Here is a 26,049-nt window from a genome sequence, read left to right on the forward strand (position 1 = left end):
CAGCGCCGGCGCGCGCCCCGGCGCGGCAGCCCGGCGGCCGCGGCCTGCGCGCCGGTTCAGGTGCGCGGCATGAACCCGTCCGCGCTCCAGTCCTCGCTGCCCACCCCGTGGTGCACGAAGAACAGGCCTTCGGGGTCGTACTGGCGCTTGGCAGCCCGCAGCCGCGGGTAGTTCGCGCCCCAGAAGGCCTGTTGCCAGTCGGCCTGGAAATAGCTGCTTTCGGCCAGGTAGGTGCTGTGCCGCGGCAGCAGGCGCCGCAATTCGGCCATCGCCAGGCCGATCCGCTGCGACTGCCGGTGCGCCCGCGCCTCGTCGGGCGTGCGGCCTGCCACGCCGGGATAGGCCGGCGGCCCTTCCGCGCCCAGGATGGCCAGGGCGAAGGCATCGAGCACGGCCGGGTTCATGGCCGTGTCGCGCGCCGCCTCCACCACTTCGGCCGGCGCGCCGGCCAACCCCTTGTTGAGGTGCAGCGACACCGGCCAGTGCCGCGTGGCGGCAAAGAGCGCGTCGGCCAGCGCCTCGCGCCGGTCGGGCTGCAGCAGCGCGGCGGGCAGCCACGCCGATTCGTAGCCGTGCAGCACCTGGCCCACCTGCCCTTCGTCGCCGGCCCAGTAGACATTCGTCGCCGGCGCGCCGGGCCGCGGATCGCGGCGGACCAGGCCCAGCACGCGCTTGGGCAGCGTGGGCGCCCAGAAGTCGCGTGCCGGGGTGGTGATGACGGACAGCGGCCCCTCCTCCACGTCGAAGTCCTCGCGCTGGCGGGCCAGCGCCTCGCGCAAGGGCTGCCACACGGCCTGCGCCTGCCGGCGCGTGAGGCCCTGGAACACCATCGACACCTGGAGCGCGAAGTCGCGGGGGAAGCGCAGCTGCTCACCCCAGTGCGGGCTCAGCAGCGCCTGGTGGCAGAAATCCAGTGTCAGGCCGATCAATTGTCGGAAAGCCGCCGGCGACCGGGCCTGGACCTTGAAGTTGACGGCGCCGAAGGTCGATGGCAGTTCGTGCACGCGCAACGTGAGCCGCGTGACGATGCCCAGGCTGCCACCGCCCCTGCCCTTGAGCCCCCAGAACAGTTCGGGGTGCGTGCACGCGTTGGCGACGCGCACCTGGCCGTCGGCCGTGACCACCTCGGCTTCGAGCAGGCTGGCCGCGGCCAGGCCGTAGCGCCTGGAGAAGCTGCCGAAGCCGCCGCTCTGCACCAGCCCGGCCACGCCCACCGTCATGCAGCCCCCGCCCTGCACGTAGCCGCCAGCCTGCGTGCTCACGGCGTCATAGGCCTGCGCCCAGAGCGCGCCGGCACCGAGGGACACCGCGCGCTGCGGCGCCACGCGGCCTGCGCAGCCCTGGGGCACGAAGGCGCCATGCATCGCGATCTCGCGCATGCCGCGCGTCCAGACCAGCAGCGAGTCGGGCGCGTTCGAGGTGCCCTGGTAGCTGTGGCCACCGCCCTTGACCACGAGCCGCAGCCGGTGCGCGCGCGCGAAGTTCACGGCCGCGACCACATCCGCGGTCTCGCGCGCGGCGACCGCACGCACGCTGGGCGACGAAGTCCAGGCCTGCACCCAGCCCAGGGTCTGCGTGAGGGCCACGTGGTCGCTGACGAAGTAGGGGTTGCGCAGCGACTCGAAGAGCTGCGCGCAGGCCGCGCCGCCGGGCTCGGTGCGGCAGGCGTCGAAAGGCGATGCCACGGCCTGCAGGCGGCCGCCCACCTGCTGGCCCAGTTGCCGCCATTGCCCCTCGGTGGGCCAGCCGGGATCGGCCGGTCGTACGCGCGGGTGCCGCTGCGGCGCGGCATCCGGCGGCGGCTGCGCGCCGGCCCCGGCCGGCAGCAGCGGCAGCGCCGCGGCGGCCTGCAGCACGCGCCGGCGCCCCGGCGCGCGCAGCCTTCCGGGATCCGCGCGGCCCGCCGCCATGGCCGGTCAACCCTCGGCCTTGCGCAACGCGTAGCCCAGCCGCGGGAAATGCACGTGCACGAGGCCGGTCGCTTCGCTGTCGCGCGCCACGGTGTAGTGCGTGCGCGTGGCCGCCACCAGCCGGCCGTGCGTCTCTTCCAGGCCGAAGCTCTCGGCGCGCACGCGCACCGGGCTGCCCAGCGCGATGCCATGGTCGTCCTGGAAGGTGCTGTCGCTGAGCAGCGTGTGCGGTTGCGCGGCGCGCGCCGCGGCCAGCGCGTCGGCGGCCGTGATCTTGCGGAAGCTGCCGTGGCCGATGCCCTGCATGCGGTCCATCCAGTCCAGCACCGCCGGGGCCACGTTCAGCACGCCGTGCAGGGCCCGCAGGCGGCGGACGAACCACAGGCAGTGGTAGACCGAGAAGTCGGCAATGCAGGGCTGGCTGCCCAAAAGGAACGTGCGGTCGTCCAGCATGTCGGACAGCCGGCGCAGATAGGAGCGCAGCGCGCCCGCCGCGTCGCTGGGGTGCATGCGCGGCGGCTGGTTGCCGTACATGCCAGCGCGGTCGGCGAGGAAGGCCTGGGCCGTTTCCGGCGGCGCGCCGGCAAAGATCTCGGCCACCCCCTGGGGCTGGAAGCTGTAGGCCATCGCGGCCGCGAACAGCGTCGTGTCGGCCCATTGCGCCAGCGTGCGCGCCAGGCCCTTCTCGGGCTCGGGGAAGAAGGTGGGCTCGGGCTGCAGGTGCTCCAGCACGTCGGCGATCAGGGCCGTGTCGCAGTAGACGTCGGCCCCCACCTGCAGCACCGGCACGCGCCGGTAGCCGCCGGTGAGCGCCACCAGGTCCGGCTTGGGCATGACCGGCGGCACGATCACCGACTGCCAGGCCAGCTTCTTGCCCCCGAGCATCAGGCGCGCCTTCTCGGCGAAGGGGGACATGGCGTAGTGGTGCAGGATCAGTTCGGGCATGGCGGGGTGAAGGTGGAAAGGGGTTCGGCGCCGACGTGCACGAGGCGCACGAGGCGCGGCGATGCCAACCCGCACCCTAACCGGTCCGGCGCCGCGGCGCCAGTCGGGCGGCGCCGCGCGCGCGTCGGGCCGCCGCAGGGGGCTCCGGCTTCCGGACCCGCTGCGCGGAGCCGGCGCCGGATGCCGCCTCAGAAGGTGTGAATGAATCCCGCGTGGCCGAGCAGACCGTCCAGGGGTGCGCCATCGAGGCGCAAAGCGCAGCCATAGCTCGGGCTATGGCGAGCATTTGCAACGATGAGGGCGTGCACCTGGGCGGGATGAGCGGGCATGTGGGGTTCGTTCACACCTTCTCAGGCCACCGGCATCGCGCGCCGGATGATGGCCTCCAGGTCGGCGCCACGGCCCAGCATGCCGAAGGCATGGCCCCAGTCGCCCGCGATGCGCGAATCGATGAAGGCGCCGTGGACGGCGGCCGGCGCGTGCTGCACCAGCAGGCCGGCCTGCAGCGCCAGGGCCACGTCCTGCGCCAGGCGGCGCGCCTCCAGTTCGGTGGCCATCGCCTCCACGCGCGCGGGCAGGGAATCGATGAGCCGGTCCAGGGCCGCGTGCTGGCCGCGCGCCGGGGCGAGTTCCTGGGCGAAGGCGGCGGCCGCATCGCCCTTGCGCAGCGCGCGCAGCAGGTCGATGGCCATGATGTTGCCGGCGCCTTCCCAGATGGAGTTGAGCGGCATCTCGCGGTAGACGCGTGCCATCACGCCCTGCCCGCCCTCTTCCACGTAGCCGTTGCCGCCCAGGCATTCCATGGCCTCCTGCGCAAGGTGGCTGCCGCGCTTGCAGATCCAGAACTTGGCCACGGGCGTGAGGATGCGGGCCATCAGGCGTTCGTGCGCATCGCCGGGCCGGTCGAAGGCGCGCGCCAGGCGCAGCGCCAGCGCCGTGGCGGCCTCGCTTTCCAGCGCGAGGTCGGCCAGCACGTTCTTCATCAAGGGCTGCTCGATCAGCGGCTTGCCAAAAGCCTGGCGCTGGGCCGTGTGGCTCAGCGCGAGCGCCACCGCCTGGCGCATGAGGCCGCTGGTGCCCAGGGCGCAGTCCAGCCGGGTCATGGTGCCCATCTCCAGGATCTGCGGGATGCCCCGCCCTTCCTCGCCCACGCGCCAGGCGCTGGCGCCGTGGAATTCCACTTCGGAACTGGCATTGGCCTTGTTGCCCAGTTTGTCCTTCAGGCGCTGGATGCGCAGCGCGTTGCGGGTGCCGTCGGGCAGCACGCGCGGCAGGAAGAAGCAGGTCAGCCCGGCCGGCGCCTGGGCCAGCACCAGGAAGGCGTCGCACATGGGCGCCGAGAAGAACCACTTGTGGCCGGTGATCGCATAGCGCTCGCCCCAGGCATCGGCCCCTTCGCGCACCGCCTGCGTGGTGTTGGCGCGCACGTCCGAGCCGCCCTGCTTCTCGGTCATGCCCATGCCCATGGTCACGCCGGCCTTGTCGCTGAACAGGCACAGCCGGGGGTCGTACCAGCGGCTCTGCAGCTTGGGCGACCAGGCGGCGTGCACCGCCGGGTTGTCGCGCAGCGCGGGCGCCACCGCATAGCTCATCGAGATCGGGCACAGGACGGAGGGCTCGAGCTCCGTGAACAGCATGAAGCCCGCCGCGCGCTGCAGATGCGCATGCGCGCCGCCGCCCCAGGGCGTGCCATGCAGCCCGGCGCCCACCGCCGTGCGCATCAGCGCGTGGTAGCTGGGGTGGAACTCCACCTCGTCGATGCGGCGGCCGAAGCGGTCGTGCGTGCGCAACTCGGGGGTGTGCACGTTGGCCAGCCGCGCATGGGCCTGCATGTCCGCCGTGCCGAGCTCACGGCCCAGCGCCTGCAAGGGGGCCAGTTCCAGATCGGGTGCATGGAAGCGCAGCGCGTCCCGCATCGCCCGGTTCGTGGCGAACAGGTCGTAGTCGGCGAGCGGCTCGGGCTGGTTGAAGACGTCGTGGGTGGTGAAGGTCATGGTGTCTCCGTGGTCTGAAGCAAGGAATTCGGGCGCAGGCGCGCTCAGGTCGGGCAATGGTGCGTCCCCGCGCCCGATGGAAAAGAACGTTCGAACGGCGGGGCCATCGCATGCCCGTTGTACACAGGGACGGGCTAGGATGCCCAGCGGACTTTCTCCCCCTTCCATGAACGTGGTCCTGGTTCACGGCATCTTCGACAACGGCGCGATCTTCAAGCGCCTGGCCGCCCTGCTGACCGCTCAGGGCCATCGATGCTGGGTGCCCGCGCTGCGGCCCGCGGATGCCCGGCACGGCATCGAAGACCTGGCGTCCAAGCTCAAGGGCTATGTGCAGGCGAATCTGGCCCCGGGCGAGCCCTTCGCGCTGATCGGCTTCAGCATGGGCTGCATCATTTCGCGGCAGTACCTGCAGATGCTGGACGGGGCGCAGCGCGTCTGCGCCTTCTTCGCCATATCGGGGCCGCATCAGGGCACCCTCACCGCCTACCTGTACATCGGCCAGGGCGCGCGGGACCTGCGGCCAGGCAGTGCGCTGCTGGCGAGACTGAAGGCCACGGAAGAGCGGCTGTCACGCGTTGCGCTCCATGTCTACTGGACGTCGCTGGACCTCACTGTCGTTCCTGCGACCAGTTGCAACTGGGCCCTGGCCCCGCAGCGGCTCGACAGCCGCACCCTGCTTCACCGCTTCATGCCGACGGACCGCCGGGTCTGTGCGGACATCGTCCGGCGGATCTCGGCGCTGTGAAGAGCTCCGGTGCGGGCGAGCCGCGCCGGGCACATATCCGCTGCGGCCCTGGCGCGGCGCTGCTTCAGCTGCTCACCATCGGCAGGCACTGCAGCACCACGACAGCCACTCGCCGCGGCCCAGCACCGGGGCGACGGCGATGGGCAGTGCGTGCGTGCCGCTTCAGACCAGCTTCACCAGCTGCTTGCCGAAGTTCTTGCCCTTGAGCAGGCCCAGGAAGGCTTCGGGCGCGGATTCGATGCCTTCGGCAATGGATTCGCGCGGGCGCAGCTTGCCGGTGGCCACCAGCGTGCCCAGCTCCTTCAGGGCTTCGGGCCAGACTTCCATGTGCTCGCTGACGATGAAGCCTTCGAGCTTCACGCGGTTGATCAGCAGCAGCGTGGGGTTGGCCAGCGGCAGGGGCTGGCCGTCGTAGCCGGCGATCATGCCGCACAGCGCGATGCGCGCAAAGGCATTGAGGCGCAGCAGCACCGCATCGAGGATGTAGCCGCCCACGTTCTCGAAGTAGCCGTCGATGCCGTTGGGGCAGGCTTCCTTGAGGGCCGCGCTCATGCTCTTGACGTCGGGGTGCTGGCGGTAGTCGATGCAGGCATCGAAGCCCAGCTCGTCGGTCACGTACTTGCACTTGTCGGGGCCGCCGGCGATGCCGACCACGCGGCAGCCGCGCGCCTTCGCCAGCGCCCCAAAGGCGCTGCCCACGGCGCCCGAGGCGGCGCTCACGACCAGCGTCTCGCCTTCCTTGGGCGCGATGATCTTCACGAGGCCGTACCAGGCGGTGACGCCGGGCATGCCCACAGCGCCCAGGTAGTGCGACAGCGGCACGTGCGTGGTGTCGACCTTGCGCAGCGCGCCGGGCTGCGTGGCATCCACCACGCTGTACTGCTGCCAGCCGCCGAAGCCCACCACCTTGTCGCCCACGGCGTACTTGGGGTTGCGGCTTTCCACCACTTCACCCACGGTGCCGCCCTGAAAGGTCTGGCCCAGCGGCTGGCTGGCGGCGTAGCTCTTGGAATCGTTCATGCGGCCACGCATGTACGGGTCCAGGCTCAGGTAGTGGTGGCGCACCAGCACCTGGCCGTCGGCCAGCGCCGGGGTCTGCGCTTCGACCAACTTGAAGTTGGACAGCGAGGCCTCGCCTTCGGGGCGGTTGTCGAGATGGATCTGCTTGTTGGCAGGCATGGAAGGCTCCTGGTGAAGAAGCCGGCCGCCGGAGGGCGGCGCGGCAGGTCGCGGGAAGGTTCAGTCCGTCGAGACGGGCTGCAGGTCGTGGAGAGTCTTGCTGTCCACCGGCAGGCGCCTGACGTACTTGAAGGTGCCGGTGGCCTGCGTGCAGAGCTGGCCCTGCGCGTCGTAGATGCTGGCCTCGGTGAAGGCCAGGGTGGCCGTGCGGTGCAGCAGCCGGCCCTTGCCCACCAGCGGTCCCTTGGCGGGCCGCATGAAGCTGGTCTTCATCTCGATGGTGACCACGCCCATCTCGGGCTGCACGCTGCGCGCGGCCGCGGCCATGGTCACGTCCATCAAGGTCATGCAGGCGCCGCCGTGCGTGACGAAGAAGCTGTTCAGGTGCTCGGGCCGGGCCGTGTAGTGCAGCTCGGACTCGCCGTCCTCGAAGCGCTCGAGGGTGAAGCCCAGATGGTCGACAAAAGGAATGGCGACGCCGAAGGAAATGCTCATGGTCCTAGCTTAGCGGCTGCGGCGTTGCGCCCCTCTCGTGCTCTGCAACCCGCTCAAGCGGCGCCGAGGACCACGCTGGTGCCGCCGTCCACCGCCAGCCACTGGCCGGTGATGTGCTTGCCGGCATCGCTCGCGTACAGCAAGGTCAGGCCCTTCAAATCTTCGTCGTCGCCCAGGCGGTTCAGCGGCGCGGCGGCCTTCATGTTGTCCTCGCCCAGCTGATCGATCAGGCCGGAGGCCATCTTGGTGCGAAAGAACCCCGGGCAGATGGCGTTCACGGTGATGCCGTAGCGGCCCCACTCGGCCGCCAGCGTGCGCGTGAAGCCGATCACCGCCGTCTTCGACGTGTTGTAGGCGATGGTCTTCATGCCCACCGGATTGCCGTTCAGGCCCGCGATGGAGGCGATGTTGATGATGCGGCCCGACCTCTTCGGAATCATGGAGCCGTTGGCGATCTGCTGCGCGAGGATGAAGTAGCCCCGCACGTTGAGGTTCATGACCTTGTCCCAGGCCGCGACGGGATGCTCCTCGGCCGGCGCGCCCCAGCTGGCGCCGGCGTTGTTCACGAGGATGTCCACGCCGCCCATGCGCGCCAGCGTCTCGTCGGCCAGGCGGCGCGTGTCTTCTTCCTTGGCGCAGTCGGCGGCGATCCAGCGCGCGTCGATGCCGGCGGCCTGCAGTTCGGCCGCGGCCTGCTCCAGGTCATCGGCCTTGCGCGAGCTCAGCATGATGCGCGCGCCGGCCTCGCCCAGCGCATGGGCCATCTGCAGGCCCAGGCCGCGCGAGCCGCCGGTCACCAGGGCGGTCTTTCCCTTGAGGTCGAAGAGTTGCTGTACGTTGCGGGTCATGGTGTCTCCTGAAGCAATGAACGGATGGCAAGGCGGCCCCGGCCGGCCTTCCCAGTGTGGGTTTCAGATCTCGTAGTCGAGCACGGTGCGCGCTTCGCGCAGCTGGCCCAACAGCGCGCCGGCCTGCTTGTGGCGCGGATGCACCTGGTAGGCGTCCAGGGCGGCCTTGTCCTCGAACACCGAGTACAGCAGCACGTCCACGTTGGCTTCCAGGCCCTCGCTGCGTGTGGCCACTTCGAACTCGCGCATGCCCGGCACGATGCCGCGGCAGGCCAGCAGTTCATCCTTGAAGCGCGCGGCCTCGGCCGGGTCCTTGAGCTTCCACATCACGATGTGCTTGATCATGCGGGGTCCTTCATGCGCGAGCGCACCCCGATGAGCACGAGGCCGATGGCGGTCGCGATCGCGCCCGGAACCATCAGGCGCCAGCCGATGGCTTCGTCGCTGCGGCCGGTGGCGATGCCCAGCACCACGGTCAGCAGGCCGCCGTAGATCAGCACCCAGGTCAGGTGCTCGATCCAGTGGCGCTTGCGCTTGTGCGCGATGGCCGCCATCAGAAGGCCTCTTCGGGCAGCTGGGCGCAGACCGGGTCGCGGTTCTCAACGACCTGCAGCCAGGCGCCGATCTTGGGTAGCTCGTAGTGGAAGAAGTAGGTCATGGCGCCGATTCGGCCCGTGTTGCCGGCGCCGGCAGCGCCCTGCCCTTGGGCCTGCACCGCGCACAACGCCACATCCAGCCAGATCCAGGCGATGACGGTGTGGCCGAAGGCCTGCATGTAGGGCACGGCGTTGGCAAGCGCCTCGGCCGGATTGCCGGTGGCCCAGGCTTCCTTCGTGGCGGCTTCGATCCGCTGCCAGGCCGTGGTGAGCGCCTGCGCATGGGTCGCCAGCGCGGGCACATCGGCGGCACGCGCGGCCGTGGCCTGCACGCGCTGAGCAAGCAGCTGCAGGCCGCGGCCCTGCTCCATCAGCACCTTGCGGCCCAGCAGGTCGGCCGCCTGGATGCCGTGCGTGCCTTCATGGATCATGTTCAGGCGGTTGTCGCGCCAGTACTGCTCCACCGGGAAGTCGCGCGTGTAACCGTAGCCGCCGTGGATCTGGATCGCCAGCGAATTGGCCTCCAGGCACCATTCGCTGGGAAAGCTCTTGGCGATGGGCGTCAGCACTTCCAGCAGCAGGCGGGCTTCGTCGGCGCTCGCCGCCTCGCCGGTCTTCTGCTCGTCGACGAGCTTGGCGCAGTACAGCTCCAGCGCGAACGCGCCTTCGCAATAGGCCTTCTGCGCGAGCAGCATCCGGCGCACGTCGGCGTGCTCGATGATGCGCACCTGCGGCTTGGCGGCGTCCTTGCCGCCCGGCCCCACAGGGCGGCCTTGCGGCCGGTTCTTGGCATAGTCCAGCGAAGCGTAATAGCCCGCCAGGCCCAGCATGGCCGCGGCCGTGCCCACGCCGATGCGCGCCTCGTTCATCATGTGGAACATGCAAGCCAGGCCCTGGCCCGGCTTGCCGACCAGGTAGCCCACGGCGCCCGCCTGCCCGCCGACCGGGAACTTGCCCTCGCCGAAGTTCAGCAGCGTGTTGGTGGTGCCGCGCCAGCCCAGCTTGTGGTTCAGGCCGGCCAGCGCCACGTCGTTGCGCACGCCGGTCAGCCGGCCTTCGGTGTCCACCAGCTTCTTGGGCACGATGAACAGCGAGATGCCCTTCACGCCCGGGATCAGCTTGCCGTCGGCGTCCGGAATCTTGGCCAGCACGATGTGCACGATGTTTTCGGTCAGCTCGTGGTCGCCCGCCGAGATCCACATCTTGTTGCCCTTGAGCCGGTAGCGCGGACCCAACGGGTCGCTCTCGAAATCGGCGCCATCGGGCACGGCACGCGTGGCCACATCGGACAGTGACGAGCCCGCCTGCGGCTCCGACAGGCACATGGTGCCGGCCCAGCGGCCGCTGAATTCGTTGAGGGCGAACACCTTCTTCTGCAGCTCGGTGCCATGCACCATCAGCAGGTTCGCATTGCCGCTCGTGAGCATGTTGGAGCCGATGCTCACCGAAGCCAGCCCGAAGAAGGCGTTGGCCGCGGCCTGCACCGTGTAGGGCAGTTGCATGCCGCCGATCTCGTAGTCCTGCGCGGCGGCCATCATGCCGCTTTCGACGAAGGCCGTATGCGCGTCGTGCGTGGCCTGCGGCAGGATCACCTTCTCGCCGTCGAACTGCGGCTCCTGCGTGTCGACCGTGCGGTTGAAGGGCGCGTACTTCTCGCGCGCGATGCGCTCGCAGGTGTCGAGCACGGCGTCGAAGGTCTCGCGCGAATGGTCGGCGAAACGCTCGCGCTGGTTCAGCGTCTCGGCGCCGAGCCAGTCGTAGAGAAGGAAGTCGAGGGTCGGGCGAAGGCTCATGGCGCGTGGCTCAGGAAGACGGAAGAAGAGGCAGCCGCCGCTGCGGCCGCCGTTCCGGTGTGGGCATGGCGCCCCTCACCGATGGGCCCGGCGCCGCGCAGCCGCGCGGGGCGCGGGCCGCAGGGCTTTACAGCACCTCGAAGACACCGGCGGCGCCCATGCCGCCGCCGATGCACATCGTGACCACGACCTTCTTGGCGCCGCGGCGCTTGCCTTCGATGAGCGCATGGCCGGTCAGGCGCTGGCCGCTCACGCCGTAGGGGTGGCCGACGGCGATGGCGCCGCCGTTCACGTTCAGGCGGTCATCGGGCAGGCCCAGCTTGTCGCGGCAGTAGATCACCTGCACGGCGAAGGCCTCGTTGAGTTCCCACAGGTCGATGTCGCTGATCTTCAGGCCCAGGTTCTTGAGCACCTTCGGGATCGCGAAGACCGGGCCGATGCCCATCTCGTCGGGTTCGCAGCCCGCCACGGCGAAGCCCAGGAAGCGGCCCAGGGGCTTGAGACCCTTGCGCTCGGCGTACTGCTCGCTCACCACGACGCAGGCGCCGCCGCCGTCGGAGAACTGGCTGGCGTTGCCGGCCGAGATCAGGCCGCCGGGAATGGCCGAGCGGATGCCGCTGATGCCTTCCTTGGTGGTGCCGGGACGGATGCCTTCGTCGTTCTCGACCGTCACTTCCTTGGTGATCAGGCCCAGCTGCGCATCGGCCACGCCGGCCAGCACGGTGATGGGTGCGATCTCGTCCTTGAACTTGCCGGCTTCCAGCGCGGCGGTGGCGCGCTGCTGGCTGCGCGCGCCGTATTCGTCCATGGCGTCGCGGCCGATGTTGTAGCGCTTGGCCACCTGCTCGGCCGTCTGCAGCATGTTCCAGTAGATCTCGGGCTTGTGCTTGACCAGCCACGGGTCGGCCAGCATGTGCTTGTTGGCTTCGTTCTGCACGCAGGAGATGCTTTCCACGCCGCCCGCCACGTAGACCTCGCCCTCGCCCGCGATCACGCGCTGCGCCGCCGTGGCGATGGTCTGCAGGCCCGAGGAGCAGAAGCGGTTGATGGTCATGCCCGAGGTGGTGATGGGCAGGCCGGCGCGCAGCGCGATCTGGCGCGCGATGTTGGAACCGGTGGCGCCTTCGGGCGTCGCGCAGCCCATGATCACGTCGTCGACCTCTGCGCCATCGATGCCGGCGCGCTGCACCGCGTGCTGCACCGCATGGCCGCCCAGCGTGGCGCCGTGGGTCATGTTGAAGGCACCCTTCCAGCTCTTGGCGAGCGGGGTGCGGGCGGTGGAAACGATCACTGCGCTGGTCATGGTGTCTTCCTTGGATGAATAGCGGGGGTTGGAATCAGGAGGGCTGCGCGCTGGCGCGCAGGATCTGCAGGTAGAAGCGAATCATGTCGCCATACGCCGCCACGGGCAGTCGCTCATTTGTCCCGTGGAAGCGCGCGAGGTCTTCGCCGCTCACGCGGATGGGCGAAAAGCGGTAGACGGCCGGGCTCAGCGTCGTGAAATGGCGCGAGTCGGTGGCGGCCGTCATCAGGCCCGGCGCCACCACGGCATCGGGGAAGACCTCGCGCACGGCGCGCTCGATGTGGCGGTAGCCCGCATGCGCGGTCGGCGAGATCGGCGACGGCTCGGAATTGCCGGGATAAGCCTTGACCTGGATCGCGTCGTTGCCGAGCGCCCGGCGCAGGTGCGCCTCGACGCCGGCCAGCGTGTCGCCCGGCAGCACGCGGAAGTTGACGGCGGCCTCGGCACGGCCGGGCAGCACGTTGTCCTTGTTGCCCGCACGCACGATGGTCAGGGCCGTGGTGGTGCGCAGCATCGCGTTGCTGCTGGGGCTTTTCTCCAGCTGGCCCTGCACCAGCGGCGCCGTGAGCCACAGGTTGGTGAGCATGAAGCGGTTCAGGCCGCTCATCTCGGGCGCGAGCGTGCCGAACATGTCGCGCGCCACGCCGCGGATGCCGCCGGACATGGGCGTGGCCTCGAGCCGGGCCAGCGCGGCACTCATCTGGCCGATGGCGCTGTGCTGCGGCGGCATGGACGAATGGCCGGGCGCGGTGTCCAGCGACAGGAAGAAAGTGGCGTAGCCCTTCTCGGCCACGCCGATCAGCGCTGCGGGCTTGCTCAGGCCGGGCAGCACGCCGTCGAGCACCAGCAGTCCTTCGTCGAGCACCCAGTCCAGCTTCACGCCGCGTGACTGCAGCAGCTCGGTGATGGGCACGGCGCCGCGCAGGCCGCTGACTTCCTCGTCGGCCCCCATGGCGAAGTAGATCGTGCGCGCGGGCTGGAAGCCGCTGGCCAGCAGCGCTTCCACGGCCTCCATCTGCGCGAACAGGTTGCCCTTGTTGTCGAGCGCGCCGCGGCCCCAGATGAAGCCGTCCTTGACCTCTCCGGCGAAGGGATCGACCGACCAGGCCTTTTCGGTGCCGGGCGCGATGGGCACCACGTCCTGGTGGGCCATGACCACGATGGCGGGCGCCGCGGCGTCACGCCCCTTCCAGGTGTAGAGCAGCGCCTGCTGCCCCACGACTTCGCGCTGCAACGCGGCATGCGCGCGCGGGTAGTGCTGGGCCAGGTAGGCGTGCAGCGCGTCGAAGGCGGCCGCGCTGCCGGTGGGGTTCTCCAGGCTGGAGACGGTGCGCAGGCGCAGCGCGCCGGCCAGCCGCCCGGCGGCCGCGTCGAGATCCAGTGGCAGCGGCGGCGCGGGCGGCACCGCCACCTGCCGCGAACCCTGCCGCCAGGTGTTCACACCCAGTGCTACCGCCAGGGCCAGCAACAGCCCCAGCAAGCCCAGCAGAAGTTTCTTGATCACGGACGGGATCCGGCAGGCGGTCGCGGACGGACGCTGCAGCGGCTCAGGCGAAGCCCTTGCCCTCGGCCACGAGCTTGCGGATCAGCGGCGCCGGCTCCCAGAACTTCGCGTCGTCCAGCGGGTTCTTGGCAAAGCGCTTCATCGTCTCGGCCACGTTGTACAGCCCCACCTGGCTGGCGTAGTGCATCGGCCCGCCGCGGTGCATCGGGAAGCCGTAGCCCGTGAGGTACACCATGTCGATGTCGCCCGACTTGCTCGCGATGCCGTCTTCCAGGATGTGCGCGCCTTCGTTGACCAGGGCGTACACCAGGCGCTGCACGATCTCCTCGTCGCTGATCTTGCGCGGGGTGATGCCGAGCTCCTTGCGGTGGTCCTCGATCATCTTGTTCACGAGCTCGCTCGGGATGGCGTCGCGCTTGCCCGGCTGGTAGTCGTACCAGCCCGCGCCGGTCTTCTGGCCGAAGCGGCCCAGCTCGCACAGCTTGTCGGCCGTCTTGCTGTACTTCATGTCGGCCCGCTCGGTGGCGCGGCGCTTGCGGATCGCCCAGCCGATGTCGTTGCCGGCCAGGTCGCCCATGCGGAAGGGACCCATGGCGAAGCCGAACTTCTCGATGGCCTTGTCCACCTGCTGCGGCGTGGCACCCTCGTCGAGCAGGAAGCCGGCCTGGCGGCTGTATTGCTCGATCATGCGGTTGCCGATGAAGCCGTCGCACACGCCGGAGACGACGGCGGTCTTCTTGATCTTCTTGGCGATGGCCATGACGGTGGCCAGCACGTCCTTGCCGGTCTTGGCGCCGCGCACGACTTCCAGCAGCTTCATGACGTTGGCCGGGCTGAAGAAGTGCATGCCGACCACGTCCTGCGGGCGCTGGGTGAAGGCGGCGATCTTGTCCACGTCCAGCGTGGAGGTGTTGGAGGCCAGGATGGCGCCGGGCTTGGCGATCTCGTCGAGCTTCTTGAAGACGGTTTCCTTGACGCCCAGTTCCTCGAAGACGGCCTCGATGATGAGGTCGGCGCTCTTGAGGTCGTCGTAGCTCAGCGTCGTTTTGAGCAGCGCCATGCGCTCTTCGTACTTGTCCTGCTTGAGCTTGCCCTTCTTGACCTGGGCTTCGTAGTTCTTGCGGATGGTGGCCACGCCCCGGTCCAGGGCTTCCTGCTTGGTTTCCAGGATGGTGACGGGAATGCCGGCGTTCAGGAAGTTCATGGCGATGCCCCCGCCCATGGTGCCGGCGCCGATCACGCCCACGGTCTTGATCTCGCGCTTGGGCGTGTCTTCCGGAACGTCGGGGATCTTGCTGGCGGCGCGCTCGGCCATGAACAGGTGGCGCAGGGCCGCCGACTCGGGCGTCATCATCAGCGCGACGAAAATCTCGCGCTCCTTGGCCATGCCGTCGTCGAACTTCAGCTGGGTTGCGGCCTGCACGGCCTCCACGCACTTGAGCGGCGCGGGGAAGTTCTTGGACATGCCGCCCACCATGTTCTTGGCGAACTGGAAGTAGGCATCGCCCTGCGGGTGCTTGCACGGCAGCTTGCGCACCAGCGGCAGCTCACCGCCCTTGGCCGCCACTTCGCGCGCGAAGGCGAGCGCCTCGTCCATCAGCGACTCGGGCGATGCGGCAAGCTGGTCGAAGAGCTTCTGGCCCGGCGCCTTGGCGAGCAGTTCGCTCTTCACGGGCTGGCCGCTCACGATCATGTTGAGCGCGGCTTCCACGCCCAGCACGCGCGGCAGGCGCTGCGTGCCGCCGGCGCCCGGGATCAGGCCCAGCTTGACCTCGGGCAGCGCGACCTGCGTGCCCGGCGCCACCACGCGGTAGTGGCAGCCCAGCGCCAATTCCAGGCCGCCGCCCATGCACACCGAATGGATGGCTGCGACGATCGGCTTGGTGGAGGCCTCCAGGGCCAGGATGACCGACAGCAGGTTCGGGTCCTGCAAGGCCTTGGGCGAGCCGAACTCGTTGATGTCCGCACCGCCGGAGAAGGCCTTGCCGGCGCCCGTGATGACGATGGCCTTGACGGCGGCGTCTTCCAGTGCCTTGGCCAGCCCGTTGGTGATGCCCACGCGCGTCGAATGGCCCAGCCCGTTCACGGGCGGGTTGGTCATGGTGATCACGGCCACGTCGCCATGCACTTTGTATTCAGCCGTCATGCTGCAATCCTCTGGTAGGTGAAGGAAGGAAATGGAAGGGACGCCTGCCCAAGACCCGTGCGCCGCCTGGGGCGGTGCGCCTGTCTCCGGCATGTCCTAAAAAAGCACGAGTGTTCTTTTTTGATTCTAGACAGTTCGCCGCTCGCCACAACGCGGGCCAGTCGCTGGCGGGACAAGAATCCGCCGAGCCCTGGCCACCTTTCAATCCCAGGCGCCATCCGGCACCGCTGCCCCATTCTGTGGGCGGGCGCCCCTTGTGCAAAACCCCGGACGAGGCCGGGGTTTGCGCAGGGGGAACAGCGGCAAGGGCTCAGACCTCCAGCCACTCCTTGCGCGTGGTCGCGTCGGCGCGCAGGCTGGCCGGCGTGCCGTCGAACACGATGCTGCCGTGGCCCATCACCAGCGCGCGGTCCGAGATCTGCATCGCGATGGTCAGCTTCTGCTCGATCAGCAGCACCGAGATGCCTTTCTGCTTGAGCGCCTGCAGGTACTCGCCCACCAGCTCTACGATCTTGGGCGCCAGGCCTTCGGTGGGCTCGTCGATGATGATCAGGTCCGGGTCGCCCATGAGCGTGCGGCACAGTGTCAGCATCTGCTGCTCCCCGCCCGAAAGCACGCCGGCCTCGGTGTGCTCGCGCTCCTTGAGGCGCGGGAACATCGCATACATGTCGTCGAAGCTCCAGCGCCCGCCCTTCTTGCCGCTCTTCTGGCCCAGCATGAGGTTCTGCTCGACCGTGAGGTTGGGGAAGACGTCTCGGCTCTCGGGCACGTAGCCGATGCCCATGTGCGCGATCTCGTAGGCCTTCTGGCCGACGATGTTGCGGCCCTTCCAGTGAATGTCGCCCTCGGCGTGGACCAGGCCCATGATGGCCTTGGCCGTCGTCGAGCGGCCCGAGCCGTTGCGCCCCAGCAGCGCCACGATCTCGCCCGGGTTGACCCCGAAGCTCACACCGTGGAGCACATGGCTTTTGCCGTAGTAGGCGTGCAGGTCTTGAATCTTGAGCATGTCAGGCCTCCGGGCTGCCCTGGCAAGAGGCGGTACACGTGTTGATGATCATGGGAGCGCGCATTTCAGTGTCCACCTCCCTGCGCGTCGGCCACCGGCGAGCCGAGGTAGGCCTCCTGCACCCGCGCGTTCGCGCGGACGGCCTCGGGCGTGTCGTAGGCGATGACTTCACCGTACACCACGACTGCGATCTTGTCGGCCAGGCCGAACACCACGCCCATGTCGTGCTCCACGGTCAGCAGGGTCTTGCCCACGGTGACTTCACGGATCAGGTCGATGAAGTGCGCGGTCTCGGTCTTGCTCATGCCGGCCGTGGGCTCGTCGAGCAGGATCACGTCGGCGCCGCCGCCGATGGTGATGCCGATCTCCAGCGCGCGCTGCTCGGCATAGGTCAGGTTCACCGCCAGCACGTCGCGCTTGCGCTCCAGGCCCACCTGGCGCATCAGCAGTTCGGCACGCTCGTTGGCGTCGTCCAGCCGCGAAAGAAAGCGCAGGAAGGTGTAGCGGTAGCCCAGGCTCCACAGCACCCCGCAGCGCAGGTTCTCGAACACGCTGAGCTTGGGGAAGATGTTGGTGATCTGGAAGCTGCGCGAAAGGCCCTTGCGGTTGATCTCGTACGGCGCCAGGCCGTTGATGCGCTCGCCGTTGAGCAGCACATCGCCACTCGTGGGCTGCAGGCGTCCGCTGATCAGGTTGAACAGCGTGGACTTGCCGGCGCCGTTGGGGCCGATCACGGCCACGCGCTCGCCGGCCTTCACGGCCAGGTTGGCGCCACGGATGATCGGCGTCTTGCCGAAGGTCTTGTGCAGGTCCTTGAGTTCCAGGGCATAGCTCATCAGGCCACCTCCTTGCGCTTGATTTCGGCTTCGATTTCTTCCTGGGCCTGGCCCCAGACGCGCGCGAAGCGGCGACGCACGAACTCCAGCAAACCGCCCCCCACGACCATGAGCACCACGGCGATGGTCCAGTGCGCCGAGGACGAGGTGTCGAGTTCGGAACCGAAGAAATGCACCTTCGGGCCCAGCGCCGCGTTGAGCTGGATGTGGTAGATCATCTCGACCAGCGCCGCGATGCCCGCCACCAGCACCGCGCTGGAAGCCGCCAGGCCGGCGTACAGGCCCCAGAAGCGCTTGAACTTGCCGAACAGCGCGACGCGCACGTTCATCATGATCAGGCTGGCCACGCCGCCGGGCGCGAACATCACCATGAACAGGAACACCAGGCCCAGGTACAGCAGCCAGGCCTTGCTCAGCTCCGACAGCAGGATCGACGCCAGCACCAGCAGCACGGCGCCGATGATCGGGCCGAAGAAGAAGGTGGCCCCGCCCAGGAAGGTGAACAACAGGTAGCCGCCCGAGCGGATGGCGCTCAGGCTGTCCGCCGCGTTCACGATCTCGAAGTTAATCGCCGCCAGGCCGCCGCCGACGCCGGCGAAGAAGCCCGCGATGATGAAGGACAGGTAGCGCACCCACTGGGTGTTGTAGCCGATGAATTCCACGCGCTCAGGGTTGTCACGCACGGCATTGAGCATGCGGCCCAGCGGCGTGCCCGTGAAGGCGAACATCAGCGCCGTGCAGATGAAGCAGTAGAAGACGATCAGGTAGTACACCTGGATCTGCGGGCCGAAATTCCACATCAGGAACTTGCCGTAGGTGCGGTCGGTCGTGACCCCGCCTTCGCCGCCGAAGAAGCCCGGGAACATCAGCGACATGGCGGCCACCAGCTCACCCAGGCCCATGGTGATCATGGCGAAGGTGGTGCCGGACTTCTTGGTCGTCACGTAGCCGAACAGCGCGGCGAAGAAGGCGCCGGCCAGGCCGGCCACGACCGGGATCGTGACCAGCGGCAGCGGCACCTGGCCCTTGGTCGCCATGTTCATCGCATGCACCGCGATGAAGGAGCCCATGCCGGTGTAGACCGCGTGGCCGAAGCTCAGCATGCCGCCCTGCCCCAGCAGGATGTTGTACGACAGGCAGATGATGATCAGGTAGCCGATCTGCGAGAGCATGGTCAGCGCCAGGCTGCTCGTGAAGACCAGGGGCGCGATGATCAGCGCGATCGCAAAGGCGCTCCACACCACGATCCGGCCGACGTTGAGCGGCCGGAAGCGGTAGTAGGACGTGGACGATGTCATGTTGGCGCTCGTGCTGCTCATGTCAGGTGGCCCTCTTTCCAAGCAGGCCCTGCGGGCGGAAGATCAGGATCAGGATCAGGAACAGGTACGGCAGGATCGGCGCCATCTGCGAGATGGTCAGCTTGAGCACCGGGTAGCCGAAGGTCTGTTCCCCCACGGCCAGGCCCAGCGCCTGCAGGCCCGAGGCCATGGAATGGTCCAGCGCGACCGCGAAGGTCTGGATCACGCCGATCAGGATGGAAGCCAGGAAGGCGCCGCCCAGCGAGCCCATGCCGCCGACCACGACCACCACGAAGATGATCGGGCCCACGGCCATGGCCATGGCCGGCTCGGTCACGTAGGTGTTGCCGCCGATCACGCCGGCCAGGCCGGCCAGCGCGCAGCCGCCGCCGAAGACCAGCATGAACACGCGCGGCACGTTGTGGCCCAGTGCCTCCACCATTTCAGGATTCTTGAGCGCCGCCTGGATCACCAGGCCGATGCGCGTGCGGGTCAGCAGCAGCCACACCGAGATCAGCATGACGACGGCCACCAGCATGATGAAGGAGCGCGACTTGGGGAACTGCGTGCCGTACAGCGTGAACAGCGGGCCCTGCAGCGCGGGCGGCAGGCCGTAGGGCACCGTGGAGCGGCCCCACACCAGCTGCACCACTTCGAGGATCAGGTAGGACAGGCCGAAGGTCACCAGCAGTTCGGGCACGTGGCCGAACTTGTGGACGCGGCGCAGGCTGTAGCGCTCGAACAGCGCACCCAGCACGGCCACCAGGGCGGGCGCGATGAACAGGGCCGGCCAGAAGCCGATGGTGCCCGAGAGCGTGTAGCCGAAGTACGCGCCCAGCATGTAGAAACTGGCGTGGGCGAAGTTCAGCACGCCCATCATGCTGAAGATCAGCGTCAGGCCTGAGCTGAGCATGAACAGCAGCAAGCCGTAGCTCACGCCGTTGAGCAGGGAGATGAGAAAGAATTCCACGGCAATCGACCTTTGCGGCCCCCCATAGATCAAAAAAAGGCCCGCCAGGACGCGGCGGGCCTGCACTCAAACACTTGCCGCAACGAGACTCACGAGGGTCGCTTCATCTGGCAGCTCGTGGGCGTGCTGGCCACGTAGGGCTCGAAGAACTTCACGGGGGCCAGGGTGTAGCCGGTGTTCTCGGGGCTGTAGGGGTACTTGGGGCTGGCCTTTTCCCAGCGCGCGATCCACAGACCCTGCTGCAGCTGGTGGTCGGCCTTGCGCATCTCCACGTCGCCGTTGTAGGTCTTGAACTTCATGCCTTCCAGCGCAGCGGCCACCTTCACGGGCTCGGTGCTCTTCACCTTGGCGAAAGCCTGCGCCAGCATGTCGTACACCGTGTAGACCGCGGTGGTGTACATGTCGTCGTTGAAGCGCTGCTTGAACTCGTTCATCAGCGGCTTGACGGGGCCTTCGGCGTTGTAGTGGCTGTAGCCCACCTGGTAGACGCGGCCGTCCGACGCCGCGCCCATGGCCGTCGGCGTGCCGCTGGTGACGGCGTAGTAGGTGTAGTACTTGACGTTCAGGCCCGCGTCGTTGCCGGCCTTGATCAGCAACGCCAGGTCGGACCCCCAGTTGCCGGTGATCACGGTGTCGGCGCCCGACTGCTTGATCTTGGCGATGTAGGGCGAGAAGTCACGCACCTGGGCCAGCGGGTGCAGGTCGTCGCCGACGATCTTCACGTCCGGGCGCTTGCGGGCCAGGTTCTCCTTCGCGAACTTGCTCACCTGCTGGCCATGCGAGTAGTTCTGGTTGATCAGGTAGACGTTCTTGATCTCCGGCTGGTCCTTCATGAAGGTGGTCAGCGCCTCCATCTTCATGGAGGTGTCGGCGTCGATGCGGAAGTGCCAGTAGCTGCACTTGCTGTTCGTCAGGTCCGGGTCCACGGCCGCGTAGTTGACGTACAGGACTTCCTTGCCGGGATTGCGCGCGTTGTGCTTTTCCAGCGCGTCCATGATGGCCAGCGCCGGACCGGAGCCATTGCCCTGCACCACGTAGCGCGCGCCCTGGTCCATGGCCGAGCGCAGCGCGGCGGTGGTTTCCTGCGGGCTGAGCTTGTTGTCGATGCCGATGACCTCGAACTTCACGCCGGCCGCATTCTTCTTGTTGAAGTGCTCGGCCAGGAACTGGAAGGTCTTGAGCTGGTTCGTACCGACCGCGGCCATCAGGCCCGAAAGCGGGTCCAGCCAGGCGATCTTGACGGTCTCGCCCTGCTGCGCCAGCGCTGCGGAGCTGCAGGCGGCGATGAGTGCGGCGGTGCTGATTTTCAACTTGAGGTTCAAGCTTTGTCTCCTGGTTTCGATCAATCTGACACTGACCCAAGCGTACAAGTCTTTCGGGTCAACACGCTAGGGGGAAGGCCCCCGGTTCCAGTGGCTGGAAGCCGCTTTCTATCACTCGTGTGACAGAGAGAACACCGGTTTTCTACCCATCGGTAGGATTTGGGCCTTCCCCTGCCCCATTCAGGGGCGTTTCATCTGGCAGCTGGTGGGCGTGCTCGCCACGTAGGGCTCGTAGTACTTCACCGGCGCGAAGGTGTATCCGGTGTTCTCGGCGTCATAGGCGTTCTTGCCGCCCGCCTTCTCCCAGCGCGAGATGTAAAGACCCTGCTGCAATTGGTGGTCCGACTTGCGCATCTCGATCTCGCCGTTGAAGCTCTTGATCTTCATGCCTTCCAACGCCGCCGCGACCTTCACCGGATCGGTGCTCCTGGTCTGCGTGAAGGCGGCGTCGAGCAGCGCGAAGGTGTGGTAGATCGAGTTCTGCGTCATGTCCTCGTTCATGCGCTTCTTGAACTCGGCCATCAGCGGCGAAATGGGCGGGCCCATGTTGTAGTGCCCGTAGGTCACGGTGTAGACCTGCCCTGCGGAACTGGCGCCCAGCGCCGTCGGTGCGCCCGGGCCGAAGGCGTAGTAGGTGTAGAACTTGACCGTGTCCAGCAGGCCCGAGTCCTTGGCGGCCTTGAGCAGCAGGGCCAGGTCGGAGCCCCAGTTGCCGGTGATCACCGTGTCGGCGCCGGACTGCTTGATCTTGGCGATGTAGGGCGCGAAGTCGCGCACCTGGGCCAGCGGGTGCAGATCGTCGCCCACGATCTGCACGTCGGGCCGCTTGCGCGCGAGGTTCTCCTTCGCGTACTTGGACACCTGCTGGCCATGCGAGTAGTTCTGGCCCAGCAGGTAGACCTTCTTGATGTCCGGCTGGTCCTTCATGTAGGTGGTCAGCGCCTCCATCTTCATGGAGGTGTCGGCGTCCAGCCGGAAGTGCCAGTAGCTGCACTTGTTGTTGGTCAGGTCCGGATCCACCGCGGCGTAGTTGATGTAAAGCACTTCCTTGCCGGGGTTGCGGCTGTTGTGCTTGTCCAGCGCATCCATGATGGCCAGCGCGGGGCCGGATCCGTTGCCCTGCGTGACGTAGCGCGCGCCCTGGTCCATGGCCGAGCGCAGCGTCGCGGTGGTCTCCTGCGGGCTGAGCTTGTTGTCCAGCGCGATGATCTCGAACTTCACGCCCGAGCTGTTGTTCTTGTTGAAATGCTCGGCCATCAGCTGGTAGGTCTTGAGCTGGTTGGTGCCCACCGCCGCCATCAGGCCGGACAGCGGGTCCATCCACGCGATCTTCACCGTCTCGCCCTTCTGGGCAAAGGCGGTGCCGGCGCTGCCGGCGAGGATCGCCAGGACGATGGGAGCGAGGTTCTTGCGCATGCGCTTGTCTCCGGTGGGTGGAATGTGGCCGCAGCGTAGCTGCGGCTCTGCCGTTGACCTTCAGGGAACACCCGCAAAAAAGGCCGCATGAGCGGCCTATCTATCGCCCGGGCGACAGCGGGCCTGCGCCGCTCAGCGCAGGCTGGGCAGCTTGTAGTCCTTGAGCTGCTCGCGCAGCCGGGTCTTGAGGATCTTGCCCGTGGCGCCCAGCGGCACGGCGTCGACGAAGACGACGTCGTCCGGAATCTGCCACTTGGCCGTCTTGCCTTCGTAGAAGGCCAGCAACTCCTCGCGCGTCACCTCGGCGCCCGGCTTCTTGGCCACGATCACGATCGGGCGCTCGTCCCACTTCGGATGGAACACGCCGATGCAGGCCGCGATCGCGACGGCCGGATGGGCCACGGCGATGTTCTCGATGTCGATGGAGCTGATCCATTCACCGCCGGACTTGATCACGTCCTTGCTGCGGTCGGTGATCTGCAGGTAGCCGTCGGCGTCGATGGTCGCCACGTCGCCGGTGGGGAACCAGCCCTCGCCTTTCGCGTCGCGCAGCAGCGGATCACCGCCCTCGCCCTTGAAGTACTCCTGCACGATCCAGGGCCCGCGCACCAGCAGCTCGCCGTAGGCCTTGCCGTCCCACGGCAGCTCGGCGCCCTCGGCGTCCACGATCTTCATGTCCACCCCGTAGATCGCGCGGCCCTGCTTCATGCGGATGGCCAGCTTCTCCTCCGGTGACAGCGCCTGGTGCTTGTTCTTCAGCGTGCAGAGCGTGCCCAGCGGGCTCATCTCGGTCATGCCCCAGGCATGGAGCACCTCCACGCCGTACTGCTCCTGGAAGGCCACGATCATGGCCGGCGGGCAGGCCGAGCCGCCGATCACCGTGCGGTTGAGGGTCGAGAACTTGAGCTGGTTCGTCTGCGTATGGCCCAGCAGCATCTGCCAGACGGTGGGCACACCAGCCGCGAAGGTCACCTTCTCGGCCTCGATGAGCTCATAGACCGACTTGCCGTCCAGCGCCGGGCCGGGGAAGACCAGCTTGCAGCCCACCAGCGCGGCCGAGTACGGGATGCCCCAGGCGTTGACATGGAACATGGGCACCACCGGCAGCACGGAATCGCTGGCCGACAGGCGCATCACATCGGGCAGCGCGGCCGCATAGGCATGCAGCGTGGTGGAGCGATGGCTGTAGAGCGCGGCCTTGGGGTTGCCCGTGGTGCCGCTCGTGTAGCACATGCTCGAGGCCGAGTTCTCGTCGAAGCTGGGCCAGTCGTAGGTGTCGGGCTGGCCGGCGATCCAGGCCTCGTAGCTCACCAGGTTCGGGATGCCGCTGTCGGCCGGCAGCTTGTCGGCATCGCACAGCGCGACCCACTTCTTCACCGTCGCGCATTTGGCATGCACCGCCTGCACCAGCGGCAGGAAGCTCATGTCGAAGCACAGGATCTGGTCTTCGGCATGGTTGGCGATCCAGGCGATCTGCTCGGGGTGCAGGCGCGGGTTGATGGTGTGCAGCACGCGGCCCGAGCCGGAAACGCCATAGTACAGCTCCAGATGGCGGTAGCCGTTCCAGGCCAGCGTGGCGACGCGGTCGGAAAAGAGCAGCTTCTCGCCGTCCAGCGCATTGGCCACGCGGCGTGAGCGCTTGGCGCAGTCGGCCCAGGTGTAGCGATGGATGTCGCCTTCCACACGGCGAGAGACGATTTCAACGTCGCCGTTGTTGCGCTCCACGAATTCGATGAGGTTGGAAATCAGCAGGGGGCGGTTCTGCATCAGACCCAGCATGGGGTGGTCTCCTTGGTTCAGAAAAGGCAAAGCGCAGCGCGCGCTGGGCGGAATGTAACCAGCAATTGTGGGCCCGCGCACACCGGCCGCGACAGTTTGACCCACGACCGGCCCTGCCTTTTGCGCACCACTGCAGTGCCTGCCTTCAAGGGGCCGCCACCGCGCGGATGCGCGCCTCGGTGGCCGAGGCGTCCAGGCGCAGGGACGCGGGCCAGGGCTGCCAGGTGGCGCCCAGGGCCGGATGGTTCGGATCGCCCGTGCGCAGGAAGGCGCCGACGCTCGCCATCACGGCCTGCGACAACGCGAGCCGGCCCGGCCGGTTGGCCGTGTTGAAGGACACGCTGGCGATCACCGACAGCCCGAAGTTGCCGAACACGAAGGGCAGGTCGAAGGCATGGGCCGCGCCATACACGTCGTTCCACGGCGCTGGTTGCTGTGCCCAGTCGAAGCGGTAGCTCCAGACGTCCGGCTGGTGCCGGCGCAGGGTGTCGAGCAGGTTGTCGCGGTTGGCCTCGAAGGACGCACGCGTGAGCACGGCCGTCATCGCGTTGTAGCCAGTCTTCGGCGCCTCGACCGGCAGGTACGACGCATCGATGAGGTCCTCCACCGTCAGCCGCGGCACTGCCTCGGGATCGTTGGCGAACATCATGGCAAAGCGGGTCTGGTCGTCCACGATCCAGCCGGGCTTGCCGCCCAGCGTGGCGAGCAGCGGCGCGAACAGTTTGCCCTCGTCGCGCGTGGTGCCGGCCAGCAGCGGCACCCGGTTGTGGGCATTGGCGGCCATGGCGCCGATGGGGTCGGTGGGCAGCACTTGGCCGTCCGGAATGGGCGCCACGCTGCCAAGCCCGGCGCCATGCACCGTCTCGAGAAGCGCGCCGCCGTCCTGGGCGCGCAGGTAGCTGGCGATTTGCGCGGCGCTGCGCGTGGCCAGGTAGGCCTTGGCCGCGTCGGCGTCGCGCACGGTGCCATCGGCAATCAGAAGACGCGCCAGGATGGCCTGGCCCTGCGCGGCAGACGCGGCGGCCGGCTGCAACAGGGGCATCGCACCTTCGGGCAGGTTGCTCGCCAGCGAGATGCCGCCACTCATTTCGATGGCTTTGTGGAACAGCCCGCGCGACAGCGGCGATGCCATGAGCGCCAGCAGGTTGGTCGCGCCGGCCGACTCGCCCGACAGCGTGACATTGCCTGCATCGCCGCCGAAGGCGGCCACGTTGTGCTGCAGCCAGCGCAGCGCGGCCAGCAGGTCGAGCAGCGCGAAGTTGCCGGAATCCTCGCCGTTGCCGCTGCCCGTGCGCAGCGCGGGCATGTTGAGAAAGCCCAGCACGCCCAGCCGGTAGCTGACCGTCACCACGACCGCATTGGCGGCTTTCGCCAGTGTGGCGCCGTCGTAGAGCGGGTCCGCCGTGTAGCCCGAGATGTTGCTTCCGCCGTGCACGAAGACCAGCACCGGCAGGTTCTTCTCGTCCGTGGCCGGGCGCCAGATGTTGGCGAACAGGCAGTCCTCGCTGCCCAGTGGCTGCCCCATCGTGGTGCCGATGGTGGCGTCGAAGCGGTTGTGGGCCCCTGGGCCGAACATGCGGCCGATCTGCAGGCAGGCGCTGCCGAAGGTCTTGGCGCTGCGCACGCCCTCCCAGGGCCGCAGGACCGCCGGCGCACGCCAGCGCAGGTCGCCGACCGGGGCCTGCGCATAGGGCAGGCCCTTCCAGAAGTAGGTGCCGGAGCCCTTGCTATCGTCCACGCCTTCGACCTTGCCGGTGGTGGTCTGGCGGATCTGCGGGCCCTCGGCCGCCGGCGGTGCGGATGGGTCCACAGGCCACAGCGCAAAGCCGCCGCCCGACGATCCGCCGCCGCAGGCCACGGCCGACGCCAGCGCAGCCACGCAGGCGGTCAGCCGCAAGGCCTGGGCAGCAGCGCTTCGCGCGCCCCGATGGCGGAGGGATGGTGCTGTACCCAACACAGCGCTG

The 26,049-nt window shown here is 68.2% G+C and carries 21 protein-coding genes; 1 reads left to right on the forward strand and 20 read right to left on the reverse strand.

What is annotated here, in order from left to right; genetic code table 11:
• Positions 1–56: 56 nt before the first annotated feature.
• The 3 genes from LG388_RS10750 to LG388_RS10760 form a co-directional block, all read right to left on the reverse strand.
• Entirely contained in the window at positions 57–1,856 is a 1,800-nt protein-coding gene (locus LG388_RS10750; protein WP_225782831.1) for an FAD-binding oxidoreductase, read from the reverse strand.
• A 60-nt stretch (positions 1,857–1,916) separates the two neighbouring features.
• Complete coding sequence (locus LG388_RS10755; protein ID WP_225782832.1) at positions 1,917–2,855, reverse strand: glutathione S-transferase family protein; 939 nt, start codon at positions 2,853–2,855, stop codon at positions 1,917–1,919.
• A gap of 350 nt (positions 2,856–3,205) precedes the next feature.
• On the reverse strand, positions 3,206–4,849 hold the full coding sequence (locus tag LG388_RS10760) for an isovaleryl-CoA dehydrogenase (RefSeq protein ID WP_225782833.1): 1,644 nt from the start codon (positions 4,847–4,849) through the stop codon (positions 3,206–3,208).
• Between the two features lie 166 nt (positions 4,850–5,015).
• Between LG388_RS10760 and LG388_RS10765 the strand changes: the two genes are divergently transcribed.
• Positions 5,016–5,594, forward strand: a complete 579-nt coding sequence (locus LG388_RS10765) for a triacylglycerol lipase (RefSeq protein ID WP_225782834.1) — start codon at positions 5,016–5,018, stop codon at positions 5,592–5,594.
• Positions 5,595–5,756: 162 nt separating this feature from the next.
• Here the strand turns inward: LG388_RS10765 and LG388_RS10770 are convergent, their stop codons facing one another.
• The 17 genes from LG388_RS10770 to LG388_RS10850 form a co-directional block, all read right to left on the reverse strand.
• Complete coding sequence (locus LG388_RS10770; RefSeq protein ID WP_225782835.1) at positions 5,757–6,773, reverse strand: NADP-dependent oxidoreductase; 1,017 nt, start codon at positions 6,771–6,773, stop codon at positions 5,757–5,759.
• 60 nt (positions 6,774–6,833) lie between these two features.
• Positions 6,834–7,268, reverse strand: a complete 435-nt coding sequence (locus LG388_RS10775) for a PaaI family thioesterase (RefSeq protein ID WP_225782836.1) — start codon at positions 7,266–7,268, stop codon at positions 6,834–6,836.
• Positions 7,269–7,321: 53 nt separating this feature from the next.
• Entirely contained in the window at positions 7,322–8,116 is a 795-nt protein-coding gene (locus LG388_RS10780; RefSeq protein WP_225782837.1) for an SDR family oxidoreductase, read from the reverse strand.
• Between the two features lie 63 nt (positions 8,117–8,179).
• On the reverse strand, positions 8,180–8,461 hold the full coding sequence (locus LG388_RS10785) for a Dabb family protein (RefSeq protein ID WP_225782838.1): 282 nt from the start codon (positions 8,459–8,461) through the stop codon (positions 8,180–8,182).
• Positions 8,458–8,670: a hypothetical protein gene (locus LG388_RS10790; RefSeq protein WP_225782839.1), complete on the reverse strand. Its 213-nt coding sequence runs from the start codon at positions 8,668–8,670 to the stop codon at positions 8,458–8,460. Before LG388_RS10790 ends, LG388_RS10785 begins: the two co-directional genes overlap by 4 nt.
• Positions 8,670–10,505 carry an acyl-CoA dehydrogenase gene (locus tag LG388_RS10795; RefSeq protein WP_225782840.1) on the reverse strand — a complete coding sequence of 612 codons (1,836 nt, stop codon included), beginning with the start codon at positions 10,503–10,505 and terminating at the stop codon, positions 8,670–8,672. Before LG388_RS10795 ends, LG388_RS10790 begins: the two co-directional genes overlap by 1 nt.
• Before the next feature lie 127 nt (positions 10,506–10,632).
• Positions 10,633–11,808 carry an acetyl-CoA C-acyltransferase gene (locus LG388_RS10800; protein WP_225782841.1) on the reverse strand — a complete coding sequence of 392 codons (1,176 nt, stop codon included), beginning with the start codon at positions 11,806–11,808 and terminating at the stop codon, positions 10,633–10,635.
• Between the two features lie 34 nt (positions 11,809–11,842).
• Positions 11,843–13,312, reverse strand: a complete 1,470-nt coding sequence (locus tag LG388_RS10805; protein ID WP_225782842.1) for a M20 family peptidase — start codon at positions 13,310–13,312, stop codon at positions 11,843–11,845.
• A 43-nt stretch (positions 13,313–13,355) separates the two neighbouring features.
• Positions 13,356–15,458, reverse strand: coding sequence for a 3-hydroxyacyl-CoA dehydrogenase NAD-binding domain-containing protein (locus tag LG388_RS10810; protein ID WP_225782843.1), 2,103 nt, complete (start codon positions 15,456–15,458; stop codon positions 13,356–13,358).
• 310 nt (positions 15,459–15,768) lie between these two features.
• Positions 15,769–16,464: an ABC transporter ATP-binding protein gene (locus tag LG388_RS10815; protein ID WP_225782844.1), complete on the reverse strand. Its 696-nt coding sequence runs from the start codon at positions 16,462–16,464 to the stop codon at positions 15,769–15,771.
• Positions 16,465–16,529: 65 nt separating this feature from the next.
• Positions 16,530–17,300: an ABC transporter ATP-binding protein gene (locus LG388_RS10820; RefSeq protein ID WP_225782845.1), complete on the reverse strand. Its 771-nt coding sequence runs from the start codon at positions 17,298–17,300 to the stop codon at positions 16,530–16,532.
• On the reverse strand, positions 17,300–18,619 hold the full coding sequence (locus LG388_RS10825) for a branched-chain amino acid ABC transporter permease (protein WP_225782846.1): 1,320 nt from the start codon (positions 18,617–18,619) through the stop codon (positions 17,300–17,302). The genes LG388_RS10820 and LG388_RS10825 overlap by 1 nt, the downstream gene beginning before the upstream one ends.
• Before the next feature lies 1 nt (position 18,620).
• Positions 18,621–19,574: a branched-chain amino acid ABC transporter permease gene (locus tag LG388_RS10830; protein WP_225783570.1), complete on the reverse strand. Its 954-nt coding sequence runs from the start codon at positions 19,572–19,574 to the stop codon at positions 18,621–18,623.
• An 83-nt stretch (positions 19,575–19,657) separates the two neighbouring features.
• Positions 19,658–20,890 carry a branched-chain amino acid ABC transporter substrate-binding protein gene (locus LG388_RS10835; protein WP_225782847.1) on the reverse strand — a complete coding sequence of 411 codons (1,233 nt, stop codon included), beginning with the start codon at positions 20,888–20,890 and terminating at the stop codon, positions 19,658–19,660.
• 180 nt (positions 20,891–21,070) lie between these two features.
• Positions 21,071–22,306 carry a branched-chain amino acid ABC transporter substrate-binding protein gene (locus tag LG388_RS10840; protein ID WP_225782848.1) on the reverse strand — a complete coding sequence of 412 codons (1,236 nt, stop codon included), beginning with the start codon at positions 22,304–22,306 and terminating at the stop codon, positions 21,071–21,073.
• 132 nt (positions 22,307–22,438) lie between these two features.
• Entirely contained in the window at positions 22,439–24,085 is a 1,647-nt protein-coding gene (locus LG388_RS10845; RefSeq protein WP_225782849.1) for a 3-(methylthio)propionyl-CoA ligase, read from the reverse strand.
• Between the two features lie 145 nt (positions 24,086–24,230).
• Positions 24,231–25,982: a carboxylesterase/lipase family protein gene (locus LG388_RS10850; protein WP_225782850.1), complete on the reverse strand. Its 1,752-nt coding sequence runs from the start codon at positions 25,980–25,982 to the stop codon at positions 24,231–24,233.
• Between the last annotated feature and the right edge of the window lie 67 nt (positions 25,983–26,049).

This window comes from Xenophilus sp. Marseille-Q4582 (assembly GCF_916700565.1).
Lineage (GTDB): Bacteria > Pseudomonadota > Gammaproteobacteria > Burkholderiales > Burkholderiaceae_C > Xenophilus.

Coding starts and splice junctions, on each gene's coding strand:
- LG388_RS10755 (WP_225782832.1), bottom strand. CDS start 2,855: ATGCCCGAACTGATCCTGCACCACTACGCCATGTCCCCCTTCGCCGAG.
- LG388_RS10760 (WP_225782833.1), bottom strand. CDS start 4,849: ATGACCTTCACCACCCACGACGTCTTCAACCAGCCCGAGCCGCTCGCC.
- LG388_RS10765 (WP_225782834.1), top strand. CDS start 5,016: ATGAACGTGGTCCTGGTTCACGGCATCTTCGACAACGGCGCGATCTTC.
- LG388_RS10770 (WP_225782835.1), bottom strand. CDS start 6,773: ATGCCTGCCAACAAGCAGATCCATCTCGACAACCGCCCCGAAGGCGAG.
- LG388_RS10775 (WP_225782836.1), bottom strand. CDS start 7,268: ATGAGCATTTCCTTCGGCGTCGCCATTCCTTTTGTCGACCATCTGGGC.
- LG388_RS10780 (WP_225782837.1), bottom strand. CDS start 8,116: ATGACCCGCAACGTACAGCAACTCTTCGACCTCAAGGGAAAGACCGCC.
- LG388_RS10785 (WP_225782838.1), bottom strand. CDS start 8,461: ATGATCAAGCACATCGTGATGTGGAAGCTCAAGGACCCGGCCGAGGCC.
- LG388_RS10790 (WP_225782839.1), bottom strand. CDS start 8,670: ATGGCGGCCATCGCGCACAAGCGCAAGCGCCACTGGATCGAGCACCTG.
- LG388_RS10795 (WP_225782840.1), bottom strand. CDS start 10,505: ATGAGCCTTCGCCCGACCCTCGACTTCCTTCTCTACGACTGGCTCGGC.
- LG388_RS10800 (WP_225782841.1), bottom strand. CDS start 11,808: ATGACCAGCGCAGTGATCGTTTCCACCGCCCGCACCCCGCTCGCCAAG.
- LG388_RS10810 (WP_225782843.1), bottom strand. CDS start 15,458: ATGACGGCTGAATACAAAGTGCATGGCGACGTGGCCGTGATCACCATG.
- LG388_RS10815 (WP_225782844.1), bottom strand. CDS start 16,464: ATGCTCAAGATTCAAGACCTGCACGCCTACTACGGCAAAAGCCATGTG.
- LG388_RS10820 (WP_225782845.1), bottom strand. CDS start 17,300: ATGAGCTATGCCCTGGAACTCAAGGACCTGCACAAGACCTTCGGCAAG.
- LG388_RS10825 (WP_225782846.1), bottom strand. CDS start 18,619: ATGAGCAGCACGAGCGCCAACATGACATCGTCCACGTCCTACTACCGC.
- LG388_RS10840 (WP_225782848.1), bottom strand. CDS start 22,306: ATGCGCAAGAACCTCGCTCCCATCGTCCTGGCGATCCTCGCCGGCAGC.
- LG388_RS10845 (WP_225782849.1), bottom strand. CDS start 24,085: ATGCTGGGTCTGATGCAGAACCGCCCCCTGCTGATTTCCAACCTCATC.